General features: G+C 44.2%; 15 protein-coding genes. 6 read left to right on the plus strand and 9 right to left on the minus strand.

Annotated elements, in window-relative coordinates; translation table 11 throughout:
* Window positions 1-30 precede the first annotated feature (30 nt).
* Together FFM77_RS08365 and lpdD are read left to right on the plus strand one after the other, a co-directional pair.
* Window positions 31-594: a UbiX family flavin prenyltransferase gene (locus tag FFM77_RS08365; protein ID WP_137635318.1), complete on the plus strand. Its 564-nt coding sequence runs from the start codon at window positions 31-33 to the stop codon at window positions 592-594.
* Between the two features lie 4 nt (window positions 595-598).
* Entirely contained in the window at window positions 599-1009 is a 411-nt protein-coding gene (gene lpdD / locus FFM77_RS08370) for a prenylated flavin chaperone LpdD (RefSeq protein ID WP_137635319.1), read from the plus strand.
* Window positions 1010-1105: 96 nt separating this feature from the next.
* Here lpdD and FFM77_RS08375 read toward each other — a convergent pair whose 3' ends face one another.
* Together FFM77_RS08375 and FFM77_RS08380 are read right to left on the minus strand one after the other, a co-directional pair.
* Window positions 1106-1981, minus strand: a complete 876-nt coding sequence (locus tag FFM77_RS08375; RefSeq protein ID WP_137635320.1) for a tyrosine-protein phosphatase — start codon at window positions 1979-1981, stop codon at window positions 1106-1108.
* Between the two features lie 174 nt (window positions 1982-2155).
* Entirely contained in the window at window positions 2156-2602 is a 447-nt protein-coding gene (locus FFM77_RS08380) for an Rrf2 family transcriptional regulator (protein ID WP_137635321.1), read from the minus strand.
* 182 nt (window positions 2603-2784) lie between these two features.
* On the opposite strand from FFM77_RS08380, the gene FFM77_RS08385 reads away from it, so the two are divergent.
* From FFM77_RS08385 to FFM77_RS08395, 3 genes are all read left to right on the plus strand, one after another.
* Window positions 2785-3462, plus strand: coding sequence for a TetR/AcrR family transcriptional regulator (locus FFM77_RS08385; RefSeq protein ID WP_137635322.1), 678 nt, complete (start codon window positions 2785-2787; stop codon window positions 3460-3462).
* A 189-nt stretch (window positions 3463-3651) separates the two neighbouring features.
* On the plus strand, window positions 3652-5046 hold the full coding sequence (locus tag FFM77_RS08390) for an Nramp family divalent metal transporter (protein ID WP_137635323.1): 1395 nt from the start codon (window positions 3652-3654) through the stop codon (window positions 5044-5046).
* Window positions 5047-5269: 223 nt separating this feature from the next.
* A complete protein-coding gene (locus tag FFM77_RS08395) occupies window positions 5270-6694 on the plus strand; it encodes a serine hydrolase (protein ID WP_137635324.1) in 1425 nt (474 codons plus the stop codon).
* A 40-nt stretch (window positions 6695-6734) separates the two neighbouring features.
* On the opposite strand, the gene FFM77_RS08400 is transcribed toward FFM77_RS08395, so the two are convergent.
* The 6 genes from FFM77_RS08400 to FFM77_RS08425 form a co-directional block, all read right to left on the minus strand.
* Entirely contained in the window at window positions 6735-7361 is a 627-nt protein-coding gene (locus FFM77_RS08400; RefSeq protein ID WP_137635325.1) for a hypothetical protein, read from the minus strand.
* 34 nt (window positions 7362-7395) lie between these two features.
* Window positions 7396-7695: a hypothetical protein gene (locus FFM77_RS08405; protein WP_137635326.1), complete on the minus strand. Its 300-nt coding sequence runs from the start codon at window positions 7693-7695 to the stop codon at window positions 7396-7398.
* 40 nt (window positions 7696-7735) lie between these two features.
* Window positions 7736-7987, minus strand: coding sequence for a hypothetical protein (locus FFM77_RS08410; RefSeq protein WP_137635327.1), 252 nt, complete (start codon window positions 7985-7987; stop codon window positions 7736-7738).
* Window positions 7988-8157: 170 nt separating this feature from the next.
* Window positions 8158-9543: a sensor histidine kinase gene (locus FFM77_RS08415; protein WP_137635328.1), complete on the minus strand. Its 1386-nt coding sequence runs from the start codon at window positions 9541-9543 to the stop codon at window positions 8158-8160.
* Window positions 9533-10234, minus strand: a complete 702-nt coding sequence (locus FFM77_RS08420) for a response regulator transcription factor (RefSeq protein WP_137635329.1) — start codon at window positions 10232-10234, stop codon at window positions 9533-9535. The genes FFM77_RS08415 and FFM77_RS08420 overlap by 11 nt, the downstream gene beginning before the upstream one ends.
* A 574-nt stretch (window positions 10235-10808) precedes the next feature.
* Window positions 10809-11120, minus strand: coding sequence for a hypothetical protein (locus FFM77_RS08425; RefSeq protein ID WP_137635330.1), 312 nt, complete (start codon window positions 11118-11120; stop codon window positions 10809-10811).
* Window positions 11121-11351: 231 nt separating this feature from the next.
* Here FFM77_RS08425 and FFM77_RS08430 point away from each other — a divergent pair, with 231 nt between their 5' ends.
* Window positions 11352-11621: a hypothetical protein gene (locus FFM77_RS08430; protein ID WP_137635331.1), complete on the plus strand. Its 270-nt coding sequence runs from the start codon at window positions 11352-11354 to the stop codon at window positions 11619-11621.
* A gap of 164 nt (window positions 11622-11785) precedes the next feature.
* On the opposite strand, the gene FFM77_RS08435 is transcribed toward FFM77_RS08430, so the two are convergent.
* Window positions 11786-12820, minus strand: coding sequence for an LCP family protein (locus FFM77_RS08435; protein ID WP_137635332.1), 1035 nt, complete (start codon window positions 12818-12820; stop codon window positions 11786-11788).
* Window positions 12821-12875 lie beyond the last annotated feature (55 nt).

A 12875-nucleotide genomic window follows, 5' to 3' on the forward strand; every position in this document is an offset into this window, starting at 1 on the left:
AGCTAAAGATGAAATTAAGAGGTCGATTAAATGAAACAGATTGTAGTTGGGATTACGGGGGCGTCCGGAACGATATACGCCGTCGATTTATTAGCCAAGTTAAAGCCAATGCCGGATGTGGAGACGCATCTGGTGATGAGTACTTGGGCTAAGAAGAACTTAGCACTTGAAACGGATTATTCCTTACAACAGTTAAAAGACTTAGCTGATTATACGTATAATATCAACGATCAAGGCGCTAAGATTGCCAGCGGTTCTTTCTTAAATGATGGGATGGTGATTGTTCCCGCTAGTATGAAAACCGTAGCCGGAATCGCTTATGGCTTTGGTGACAATCTGATTGCGCGAGCCGCCGATGTCACGATTAAGGAGCAACGAAAATTAGTGATTGTTCCACGTGAAACACCGTTGAGTGTGATCCATCTGGAAAATTTGACGAAGTTGGCGAAGCTCGGTGCCCAGATTATTCCGCCGATTCCAGCGTTTTATAATCAGCCAAAAACGATTCAAGATTTAGTCAATCATCAAACGATGAAGATTTTAGATGCCTTTCAAATTCATAACGACACTGATCGACGTTGGGAAGGGGATTAGTTAGATGGCAACATTTATGACGCGTCAAGCGGGGTATCAAATGATGGCCACTGTCCAAGTGATCGGCTTTGACCTGTTGATTGTCGTCACCGGTGGTAGTCATCCGCACATTGGCGATGTGACCACCCTAACGGCGACAACTACGCCACAAACCATCAAATTTCCAAGTCATGATGGTCGCTTCCACAAAGATAACTTTATTTCGGAACGCCTAGCCCAACAATTGCAGGCTTATTTACCTGGTAGTTGTACGATTACGGCTGGTATTCACGTTAATCAAATTACAAAAGCTCAGATTGCTGCGGCCGCGCCAATGACGACCGCGCTGGGTGAACAAATTATCACTTGGCTGCAAGCTAATCCGATTCAAGCTCAACAACCAGAATATTACAGCAATACAGAACAGCCCAAGTAGGCTTAAAATAAATAGAACGCCCATTACTAACAGTCATTGACTGCCGGTAATGGGCGTTCTTGCTAGGATTTAGGATGGTTCAAGTGGAGTTGAGGCTTATTTTAAATACATGTGCCGCAATTTGGTGATGTCACTGTTGGTCAAGCCAATTCCTTTATGCAAGAAATTGTTCATTGAACCGTAGTCCTTTTTGATTAACTTATATGATGTGTTGATGTAAGTCATCTTTACCGCATCCATTGCTTTTTTACGTTTGTAGTCGAGTGATTTTTTCGAAACACCTTTGGCAGTTAAGGCTGCCAAGTTCTGCTTGTTGAGGCTAGCGCGGAATTTATTGGAGAGCATGAAGTCATGATTGATGGTCTTACGATCAACGCCTAACGCTGACAAAACCAGTACGCTACCCATACCGGCACGGTCTTTGCCTGCGGAGCAATGCCAGAGCACTGCTTTATTCTTAGGGTTGTGTAAGAGTTGCTCGAATAAGTTGTGATAAGCGTTGCGGGCGCCTTTGGTTGTGACGAATTGGCTATAAGTATGTGCCATAACTTTGTCGCCGGATTCCGTCTTGCCAATCTTGGAGAAGTTATGCATGACTGGATCAAAGACGTATTTAACGCCTTTGATTTTAACATCCGGCGATTTTTTAACTTCGCCATCAGTTCGGAGATCAATATCAGTTGCGAGATGGTACTTTTGGACTAATTTCTTAGTATCAGCCTTGGTTAAGGTTCCGAGCGCTGCTGACCGGAGTAACTTGTGTTTCTTAATCGTTTTGCCGTCTTTAGTCCGGTAACCGCCTAAGTCGCGGACGTTAATCGCACCTTGGAGCTTAATCTGTTTTACTTTCGGTTGTTTGACCGTTTTCGTTGCTTTTTTGGTTGCCGCATGGGCTAACAAAGGCGTCACGATACTGGTGCTAGGTGTTACTACCGATAAAGCTAACATTGCCACAATAACTGATTTTCTCAATGGATTCCCCTCCAATAAAAGAATGTCTTAACTATAGTCCTCGAATGTAAAGCTCATATATGGATTCGGTAAAGATTATGTAAGCGAAGTGAACTAATTGGTTTTATCAGCTGATTGAGCGAGAATAGTAAAATAGTCGGAGATCCTGAAATTATCAAGGATTTCCGACTATTGTTAGTTATGCGATAAAGCGTCTTTTTTAGCTTGTTCGACTAAAATGTTATCGACAATATCTTGCATGCTGGTACGTGCTAACCGAGCTTCGGCAGCGGTCTGGGCGTCTTGATAGTATTGCTGCAAGACGGTCTGAATATTGCCGCCAACGATGCATTCCGGATTGGTTTTCAGATCAACGGCAAAGAGTGATTTATCCCCTTCGACCGCGTAAAAAATGGTTAGTAATGAGATCTGATTTAGTGGTTTGGCTAATGCTGGTTGTGCTGAACCGGGGGTCGTTGTAATAAGCCCGGCCTGCCGTAACTTGCCCATTAACCGTCGGACCACCACCGGACTGGTCTCGATACTGCTGGCAATCAGGTCACTAGTTAAGTGTTGATCAGCATAGATATTGAGAAACGCTAGTAAATGGATGGAATCACTCAAACGGGTTGATACACGCATAAACTCACTTCCTGTAACTATATTAATTACTGTGATTATACGATAGCTAAATATGTAAAGCAATTATTAATGCTAATTCGAATAATCATGTAACTTTTCAAAGAAATTTGTTGCTTATTATTACAAAATCGGTTATGATGATGGTAATAAATTGAGCAGTTACTTCAAAAAGGAGCTTTAAAATGAGTGAACTTGAAACCATCCAGGCGTATTATGCCGCTTCATTAGGCAAGGATGGCCAAATTACCAAGACCCAACGCAAGATTTTATCGGCCGCGTTAGCGCTGTTTGCTGAAAAGAGTTATGAAGAGGTTGGCACCCGGGAAATTGCAGACCGTGCGGGTGTTGCAGAGGGGACACTTTTTCATAATTTTACTAATAAGAACGGGATTTTAAAGGCAATTATGCAGCCAATTGTGCAGCATATTTTGCCGATGATGTTGAACACTTTGGATCAGGCGACCTTAGACGAAGATAGTCAAACGTTAGACATGTTTATCGTTAGTTTAGTCGCGGATCGCGTTGCTTTTGTGGAACGGAATCGGGCTTCTTTGGAAGTGATCTTATCCCAATTCTTCAATAACGCGGAAGACCGTGCTGCCGTACTGGGCATGGTGTCACCAGAGGTTTTAACGCAAGCCAATCAGGTGATGGATCGCTTAAAAGCGGACGGTGAACTGGTTGACTGGCCAAATCATATGATTTTACAATTGTTGTTTTCAACATTGGGCGGTTATTTAGTTGAAAAAGTCTTGTATGCAGACTTAGATGTTTATGATAATCAACAAACGGTACACTATCTCAGTGATTTCTTAGTTAACGGCTTAAGCCCGCGCAGAATGCCGTTACAGGTGGATTAGTCGGCATCTTTGTAAACTTAGGTGACCCAAATAAAACAAATGAAAACAGTTGACTATTTTCTCATTGATGATATACTACCAAGTGGAATTAAAGTGACTGCTCAATTTAAGGTGATTGAGCGTTACTGTTGAGGATCACACAGTAGTCCACAACCTGAATTCTAAACCAATAGAAGAGAGGGTTTCATAATGAAACTAGCAAAAACGAAGGACCGTTCAGCGATGGTAGCCACGAAAGGCAGTACGGGGATCCATTCGACTGGGACCGATAGTAAAAGCTTGGACGAAGTGAATGGGAGTGTGCGCGTTCCGAAGAATGCCAATTTCTGGCGAACGTTGGTGGCCTATACTGGGCCAGGCGCACTAGTGGCAGTCGGTTATATGGACCCAGGGAACTGGATCACGTCGATTGCCGGGGGTTCACAATATAAGTACGCGCTGTTATCGGTTATCTTACTTTCAAGTTTGATTGCGATGTTACTGCAAGCGATGGCCGCCCGGTTAGGGATTGTAACGGGGAAAGATTTAGCCCAATTGACCCGCGAGCGGACATCTAAGCGCATGGGAATTTTCCTATGGGTGATTACTGAATTAGCTATTATGGCGACCGATGTGGCTGAAATTATTGGTTCAGGGATTGCGTTAAAGCTGTTGTTTGGGTTCCCATTAATTGTTGGGATCTTGATTACGACCGCGGATGTTTTGATCCTATTACTCTTAATGAAGTTAGGCTTCCGTAAGATTGAAGCGATTGTGGCAACGCTGGTAGCGGTGATTCTCTTCGTCTTCTTATATGAAGTGATTATCTCCCAACCAAACGTACCGCAAATGTTAAAAGGCTACGTGCCAACCACTCAAATTGTCAGCAACCAATCCATGCTTTACTTAGCATTAGGGATTGTTGGGGCAACGGTTATGCCGCATAACTTGTATCTAGGCTCTTCCATCTCGCAAACACGGGCAGTTGATCGCAATGATGAAAAAGAAGTGGCTAAAGCCGTTAAGTTCACGACGATTGATTCTAATATTCAATTATCCGTGGCCTTTGTGGTCAATAGTTTACTCTTGATTTTGGGTGCGGCATTATTCTTTGGAACTAAGGGTGATTTAGGCCGGTTCGTTGATTTATACAATGCGTTAGGTAACAGTAAGATTGTTGGCTCGATTGCAAGCCCGGTCTTGAGTATGTTATTCGCTGTCGCTTTGCTATCTTCCGGTCAAAGTTCCACAATTACTGGGACGCTTTCCGGACAGATTATCATGGAAGGGTTCATCCGTTTGAAGATGCCATTATGGGCACAACGGTTATTGACCCGATTAATCTCCGTCGCTCCAGTTTTGGCTTTCGCGATTTACTACCATGGTAATGAAGCCAAGATTGAAAGTCTCTTAACGTTCTCACAAGTCTTCTTAAGTATCGCGTTGCCATTTGCGATGATTCCACTGGTTATGTTTACTAGTGATAAGAAACTGATGGGGAACTTCAAGAACCGCGAGTGGGTCAAGTGGACGGCTTGGGTCATTACTGCAATTTTGATTGTCTTGAATATCTACTTAATCTTACAAACGGTTGGCTTAGTTTAAATTTGAACTTAAACTTAATGTGACACGTTCAAGCGATTGCTTGAGCGTGTTTTTTTGTGGCCTTGACTGTGCAAGAGCAGTTAAGGGAACACTATCGAAAAATGAAATCGTTTACTTTATTGCTGGATTACTTTAAGATTATGCTTAACAAGGTTCAGTAAGTGACTGAACCTTAGTCGACTGTTATGGAGGAGTAGCGGTTAATGCTTAGGAGGAGTAGTAGATGATGAAAAGACAACTTATCGCGGGAATGATCGGGATTATTGGTGGCTTGACGGTGTTGTCAGCACCACTGACTAGCCAAGCGGTAGCAAGTTCGGGTTCAGCAGTGACCACGCGGACAGCCACGGTGCCGCTAACGCCCAAACCGTACTATTCAGTGGGAACGGGGCATGGGTATCGACTGATTGATCAGGATCAACATGTTCAGTTGACAGCTACTCATGATTTAAAGACTACTTCCAAAACGACTTGGATGGTGAGTGCGCAAACGGATGTGTTGGTTGCAGGGACCACCGCACGCTATTATCGAGCGACCAATGCTAAAGATGGCGGTCAAACTTGGATTGCCGCGGATCATTTAAAACCCGGACGGCATTATCAAGCCGATACGATTAAAGTTAAGCGAGCTAAAAATTATATTAAAGCAAAAAAAGGCCGTCTCTTCCAGATGACGGGACCCACAACGGCGCTGCAATTAGTTAACAGTCAACCCTTAAGCGCCAAGCAAACCTATCGTGCAACGAAACAACGCTATTTCTATCGACATGGGACGAAGTACTTGTACTTTTATGTCACGACTAAGAAAGGGGTTAGGGGTTGGGTCTGGCATCGGTACTTAAAAGCGGGGACTTATTACGATGTCGCTAAGCAACAGGCTGCGATTAAAAAGAAACTACAAACTTACCTCAATAGTGTGACTAAGCAACGGACAACCGCAGTTGCATTTTATAACTTAACGCCGAAAAAAGACAGTCCAGCTGCTAAAGCTAAGCAAGCGGCAGTTTATCAAGCTGGTAAATTAGCCGTTAGTGCGCATGGCAGTCAAGTGACGGTTTCGGCTAGTACGTATAAGCTCTATATTGCGGCATATTTGATGCACTTGAAGCAGCAACATCGATTTTCTTGGACGAAAGCCAATACTGCGGGTATCCAGCGGATGATTGTTCAAAGTGCGAATGATTACCCGGTCAGTATATTACGGCGTTATGGGCGCACCAATATTAACCATTGGCTGGCATCACAAGGCTATTACGGGGGTGTCTTTAGTGCCAATCATGATTCGGTGACGACGGCCAATAGCTTAATGCGTGTCTTACGGGACCTAGCAACGGGTAAACGTGCGTTTAAAAATGCGACTGATCGAGCTCGAATTTTAAACTTAATGGGTCAACAGATCTATCGTAAAGGCATTCCAACGGGAGCAGATCGGGCTAACGCTGGGACGACCGTGCAAGATAAAGTCGGTTTTTTAGCTGATTATGGTCAAAATTACAACGGCGATGCGGGGATTGTGACCTTACCAAATGGGCAACGCTACATCTTAGTGGTCCTAACTTGGCGTCAATATGGTGGCAACAGTGCCAGCTTTGTTGATTTTCCAAAAATTGCTAAAATAACTGAAAAGGTCCAACAAATTGTTTATTAATAATCAATCAGGGGTTGGTGTCAGCACCGGCTCTTTTTGTTTATCCCGCGCAGGCCAGGGCAAACGGAGTCGGCTGCAGTAAGTTGGCAAGTAACGGTAAGATCCCGTGCTCTAAATCATAAATATCGGTAATTGGCGTGTTCGTAGGCAAGGTCTGCAGGGCTTTTAGGAGTGCTGCTTGTGACCAGACTTGCGGTTCACCGGGTAATTGTAAACCAGCTTCTGGTGTTTGAACGAGGGCTGGGGCCAAGTCTTGGACGAAATAGGCAAAGTTAGGCGCGGTATTTAAGAGCAGCGTTAACAGACTAACTTGTTGCGGGTCAACTTGGGCAGCCAGAATGTGCATTTGATTCGGCGGGTAGACCATGGCGGTGAAGTGATCCGGGGTTAATGAGGGACGCTGTTTAGTTGGGGCAGCTAAGGTGACATTAATGCCTAGTTTCCAACTGGCAATTAATAAGACTGGTAAAACAGCGGTATTATCCAAACTAATCAGCAATTGTTGGCCGGCACCGACTGATTGCTGTTGCAGGCTGGTGCGACAAAGGGCAATATCTTCTAACAGATCACCGCCTGTATACCAAATGCCCTGCGCTTGATTCTTGATCAGGGCAGCTTGGCGATGCAATTGAAGTTGGGTTTCGATTTGGTCAGTTAAAGTTGACATGGTGGCGACCTCCTAGACTATAGTCGTTGCTGGTTTATTTTGTTGGGGCGTATTTGGCTTTGCTGATACTTTCAGCGCTGGTATCAATGGTGTCTAACACAAAATTCTGGGTAGATTTAGCAGTTAGTTTAGTTGCTTTGGGAGTTAAGTCGTGTTTCACGACAACGGTTGCTTTGGTTGCCAAGTTGGTGTCTCGATTGACGCGGGTGACTAAGGTAGTTGAGGTTTGCGCTGGGGCGGCTGGCTTGGTATCGGCTAAGGCTGTCCCAGTTGTGGCAAATAACGTTCCGGCGGCCATTAAGGTAATCGTTAATTTCGTCAATAAGTTTTTCATTGTAATCGAACTCCTTTTAGTTGTGTCATTATTTTTAGGTTTAGTTAGTGGCTGGCATTAACCAGTCATTTGACAGTAGTTGATGAAACTTGCGCCCCATTGGCACCCAAAGTTGGTTGCGGCATAAGTCGCGGGCGGTGTCCCAGAATAGCGGATCGCTTAGTTGATCGTTGCTTAGCTTCACTTGGAAGTAGTCGCCGTCTTCGGTCTGGGCGATCACCATCGGGTAGAAGACCTTGACCAAGTGAACGGCCGTGATGTTTTTAATCTTAGGATCGGTATCTAATAACATTTGCATCGCTCCTTGCTTGACTTGAATGACTATAGTTTACCGGCAAAACGAGCTGGCAACTATCGAGTTTTCGTAAGCGTTAAATAAGAATTTCTTAGAAACTAATTTATTTTTAGACAAAAACAGCACCAAAGCTTGATTTGTCAAGCTTTGGTGCTGTTTAGCTGGCTTTAGTTTTTTGACCAAACAATCGTAAAAATACTACCTTGCGGGTGGTTATTGACGATTTTGATGGTTGCTTGGTTCAATGAAACGAGTTGTTGCACGATGGCTAGGCCGAGTCCGCTACCTTCAATGGCCTGTGAGCGTGATTGATCGACGCGATAGAAGCGTTGGAAAACAGCTGCTTTTTGGTCGTCGGGAATCCCTTCACCTAAGTCCGCTACTGTCAGTTGAATCTGTTGCTTGGTTTGCGTCAAACCCAACGTAATCGGCTGGTCATGAGGTGAGTATTTGTGAGCATTGTCGAGCAGAGCCACAATGATTTGTTGCAGCATTTCGGCATTGCCCTTAACATGAATATTTTGGTCGACAGCTAGCTTTAACGCTTGTGGTGCTAACGATGGTTGGTAATGTTCACCTAGTTGCAAGACTAGATAGGATAAGTCTTGATCGCTGAGTTCGATTTTGGCCCGATCTGCGCGTGATAGGTGTAGCAAGTTCTCAATTAAATGTTGCATGCGCAGTGATTCTTCATCAATGAAACTTAGTGATTCAGGAATCACTTCTGGATGGGCGTCACCCCGGCGGCGAATTAAGCTGAGATTGCCACGAATCGCGGCAATCGGTGTCCGTAATTCGTGTGAGGCATCCGAAATGAATTGCCGTTCGTGCTGAAGCCGTTGATTTTGAGCAACTAATAGTTCGTTGAATGCTTGGCCTAAGTCCGTAATTTCACGCGGGCTGCTTGGCACGGTCAGAGTCGGTTGGTCAGCTTCAGGGTCATTAGAGGTGTACTTAGTTTCGTGTAGTAAAGCAATGGTTGGGGCACTTAAACGCAAGGCCAACCGGTGTGCCCACCACGTTCCCAGTGCTAACGTGGCCAGCATGACGATGATGATTAAGACAATCAAGACCAGCAGACTATTGATTAAACGACGGAGACTGACCCAGAGCTGGTACGTATTTTGACCGTCTTTTTGTGAATAGGCTAAAAAGAAACCAAAGCCCCGTACATAGACGAGACTACCTAGTAATTTCGTCTGATTTTTAGCAAAAAAGGCTTTTGATGATGGTGACGTTAAGATGGTTTGCTTATTCTTTGTCGTGGTGGTGAGTGTCGCATCGTTGGTTGTGACGCGAATAAAAGCCGGTTGCTTCGAGTTGCGCGTTGTCGTATTGTTCCAATGAATAAAGCTAGGCACGTCTTTAATATTGGCTTGGTGCAAGCTATTCATTAAGTCATGGGCTTCATGCGTGGTATTAACCGTTTGTTGGGTGCCGACGACAATCAAGATAATGGCACTGATGGCTAAGGTAATGATTAAAACCAGTCGCTTGACGGCTTGATTTATGAGCTGCTCATAGGTTGGAGTAGCGGCATTTTTAGTTGGCATTGGCAGTCGACTTCCTTAATTTATAACCGACCCCGCGCACCGTTTTAATTAACGGCGTGGGACTGTCACCATCGACTTTACTGCGCAAGTAGCCGACATAGACATCCACGACGTTTTGCTGGCCGAGAAAGTCGGCGCCCCAGACTTGGTCGAGTAAGTCATCACGAGTGAAGACCTGATCGGGATGTGCCAGGAAGAATTGTAACAAGTCGTACTCACGATGGGTGAGCTGGACTTCGGCCCCGGCACAGGTCACGCGATGGGCTTTGGTATCGAGGATGACATCATCTAATTGGTAGATTTGATTTGGTTCCGTTTGATTTTCAGCGCGCCGCTGAATCACCCGAATGCGGGCTAATAATTCTTCAATCTCAAAAGGTTTGGTGATGTAATCGTCAGCGCCGTTGTCTAGGCCGGCCACTTTATCACCAATGTAATCGCGGGCAGTCATAATGATGACAGGGACTTGGTCGTGTTTACGAATACGCCGCAAGACTTCCATCCCGTCAAGCTTCGGCAACATCCAGTCTAATAGAATTAATAAAAGGTCATTTTTATATTGGTCGTAACTCGCCATTGCGGCTAAGCCATCATTGGCGACAACGACATCAAAGTCTTCAAATTGGAGTTCTTTAGTTAGGTATCCCGATAAACTTAATTCATCTTCAACGATTAAAATCGTCTTTTTCATCGTTAGCTCAGTCCTTACTATTAGTAAATTTATCTTGAGTTTAGCATAGAAGCATGGCGTAAGTGTGAAAAATCCATTCTGAATTGACCAGAGTGGTAAGCTAATCCAACTAGCAATAAACGATGGCTACGTTTGGTGCTAGTTGAAATTGCCGCTGCCGGTTAGATTCTAAAATACTGGAACGCCATGGGCCATTTTGAAGCTCAAAACGGTCTTTAAAACTGACCTTGGTCTAAGTCCGGGAAAGACACTCGCACTAAGGTCAACGATACGGCTATTTTAGAATCCGACCTCTCGGCTAAGTAACTGAACTAAAAATAATCAATCGTTAATTCTTAAATTCCCGTTAGTTAACGACGGGCAGACCAGAATTGGCTCAGTGGTGTCGTTTATCTTAGCCGTGGTTTTCGGCTTAGATAAAGCCCGGCTTGCGAGACCGATCTTTGGCTCGCAAACGTGGCCACCACGTTCCAGCCAATTCTGGGCCAACCAGAGTGACATTTTAGTACCAAACGATGGCTATAAAAAAAGATCTGATAGTTAATCAGATCGGTTGCTTTCAAATAATAGCGATTTAACGAGTATGAAATTGTGGGTGCAACATCTTAGGATGCTGATGATCATTGCCACGGTACTGAATCAGCCAATAATCATTTTGGGGTAGTGAATACCGGGCAATCACGTGAGAGACTACGTAACGAACGGTGTCAGCGTTAGCGTTGGTCCATAGACGCCAGGTGGGTAACTTAGCGGAATAGACGCGTTCCCAATCGCCTAAATCTTGCTCGGCGGCCGATAATGCGACTAACAGGTCAGTCTGCAGGTTTCCAGTTAATTCAATTAAATAACAGTATTCTTGCTGGTGCACTGATTCGGTCTTGATCATAATAGGCAACTCCTTTGGTGTAGATTAGCCTGGCTAACCGCCTAAGCCCATAAACAATCCTTCAAATATATAGTACAACCATTTGACTAATAAGCCTAGTATTTTAATTGACTGTTACTAAAATGTAATAATTACAGTTTCAGTTTAGCTTATTTCTAAGCGTATTCCCTTGACCTGAAACGCGTTTCAGCGGTTATAGTATAACCAGAAGAACGAGAGGGGATGCGGGTAATGGAGACTGGTATTTTAAAACAGATTGATTTAAAAACGATGATCGAACGCTATTTTTTTGTCGCGGTTGAACGGCAGGCTGATCAGATTAAAATCTGGTCGACGCAAGCTTTCAAACCACTGACAGTGACATTTAATATGCATGAATTACACATTCATCGTCAACGCGCCGAAGCGGCAATTGCAAATAAAAAATATGAATTTAATGATAATACGGGCGGCTTGGTTTCACAACTGGCTAATTGGCAACATGGGGTTAGTTTAGCTTAAATCAAGTAGTTGAGGCCGACATTATAAGGCTAAAACAGTTTGTAAGGATACTTAAGAATAGGCAGCGTAAGCGGTTAAACCGCCTGGGACAAAATTAAAGATAGGGGTTCAGAAAGTAACACCTAATTTCTGAACCCCTATCTTTAATTGTAAAAATTTGGCGTTTAATTGGTGGCTTCGGTATAAGTAATGGTATCTAAGCCATTCGTATCATAGTTCAAGTTATTGATACCATCGTAAGTCGTATTCAAGGCATTTAGCTTGGTTTCCATATTACTAATCGTTTCAGCTTTCAGGCCTAGTTGTTTGCGAATGGCATCAGAGGTCGCTTGCAATTTGGCCGTACTGGCGATTTGGTAAGAACTTGTATTGATCCAAGCGGGTGTTTCAATCATTTGGTGTGATTGAATGTGCTTGGTGTTCGCGCGGTCTTTAGTGGCTAAGGCCACTAAATCGTTGAAGCTTAAGTCGGTCCGTAAGTTGTTTTTCAGTGAACCTAGTAGTTGATTATAACGGGTTAAGGTCTTGGTGGCGGCAAGTTTGGTCAAGACGGCCTTCATCACTTGTTGCTGTCGTAATTGCCGGCCATAATCACCGCGTGGATCTTGGTAACGCATCCGGGTGTAAGTTAAGGCCTGTTTGCCGGTTAAATGATGCCGACCTTTGGTGATGGTAATGTGATCGTAACTGACTTTCATCGGACTGGTAATGGTGACCCCGCCCACGGCATCTACAATCTGTTTTAAACCGCCCATATTTAAAGTGGCATAATAATCAATCGGAATGTTTAGTAGCCGACCGACACTAGCTTTAGCCATCGTTGAGCCGCCGATATTATAGGCAGCATTTAACTTTTGGACGTTAGTCGTTTTGGTACCAACCATCTGTGCCAAGGTATCTCTAGGAATACTGGTGATTACCGTCTTTTTCGTTTGTGGATTGATGGTCACGACCATAATAGTATCGGAATTGCCTTTATCAATGCGGCCATCTGCGCCGGTATCAGTACCAAGTAATAGCAGACTGATTGGCTGCGATGTCTTTAGTGTACTGCTAATATTACTGCCGGTATAAATCTGATCGGCGTATTGCGCTTTAGCCTGGTGAATCATGATACCTGCGACGATGGCGAAAATACCAACGACGAGTCCCATGACCCATAATAATGGCCGGCGTTTAGATTGTCCCATATGTTGCATGTGTTGCACCCCTCTTTTTGATCCTAATCACTAGGATAGCGATAAAATGGGTCAT

The organism is Lactiplantibacillus songbeiensis (assembly GCF_005405125.1).
Taxonomy (GTDB): domain Bacteria; phylum Bacillota; class Bacilli; order Lactobacillales; family Lactobacillaceae; genus Lactiplantibacillus; species Lactiplantibacillus songbeiensis.

Excerpts from the sequence above, each read along its gene's own strand:
- FFM77_RS08365 (WP_137635318.1), top strand. The coding sequence starts at position 31 with ATGAAACAGATTGTAGTTGGGATTACGGGGGCGTCCGGAACGATATAC.
- lpdD (WP_137635319.1), top strand. The coding sequence starts at position 599 with ATGGCAACATTTATGACGCGTCAAGCGGGGTATCAAATGATGGCCACT.
- FFM77_RS08380 (WP_137635321.1), bottom strand. The coding sequence starts at position 2,602 with ATGCGTGTATCAACCCGTTTGAGTGATTCCATCCATTTACTAGCGTTT.
- FFM77_RS08385 (WP_137635322.1), top strand. The coding sequence starts at position 2,785 with ATGAGTGAACTTGAAACCATCCAGGCGTATTATGCCGCTTCATTAGGC.
- FFM77_RS08390 (WP_137635323.1), top strand. The coding sequence starts at position 3,652 with ATGAAACTAGCAAAAACGAAGGACCGTTCAGCGATGGTAGCCACGAAA.
- FFM77_RS08395 (WP_137635324.1), top strand. The coding sequence starts at position 5,270 with ATGATGAAAAGACAACTTATCGCGGGAATGATCGGGATTATTGGTGGC.
- FFM77_RS08400 (WP_137635325.1), bottom strand. The coding sequence starts at position 7,361 with ATGTCAACTTTAACTGACCAAATCGAAACCCAACTTCAATTGCATCGC.
- FFM77_RS08405 (WP_137635326.1), bottom strand. The coding sequence starts at position 7,695 with ATGAAAAACTTATTGACGAAATTAACGATTACCTTAATGGCCGCCGGA.
- FFM77_RS08410 (WP_137635327.1), bottom strand. The coding sequence starts at position 7,987 with ATGTTATTAGATACCGATCCTAAGATTAAAAACATCACGGCCGTTCAC.
- FFM77_RS08415 (WP_137635328.1), bottom strand. The coding sequence starts at position 9,543 with ATGCCAACTAAAAATGCCGCTACTCCAACCTATGAGCAGCTCATAAAT.
- FFM77_RS08420 (WP_137635329.1), bottom strand. The coding sequence starts at position 10,234 with ATGAAAAAGACGATTTTAATCGTTGAAGATGAATTAAGTTTATCGGGA.
- FFM77_RS08425 (WP_137635330.1), bottom strand. The coding sequence starts at position 11,120 with ATGATCAAGACCGAATCAGTGCACCAGCAAGAATACTGTTATTTAATT.
- FFM77_RS08430 (WP_137635331.1), top strand. The coding sequence starts at position 11,352 with ATGGAGACTGGTATTTTAAAACAGATTGATTTAAAAACGATGATCGAA.
- FFM77_RS08435 (WP_137635332.1), bottom strand. The coding sequence starts at position 12,820 with ATGCAACATATGGGACAATCTAAACGCCGGCCATTATTATGGGTCATG.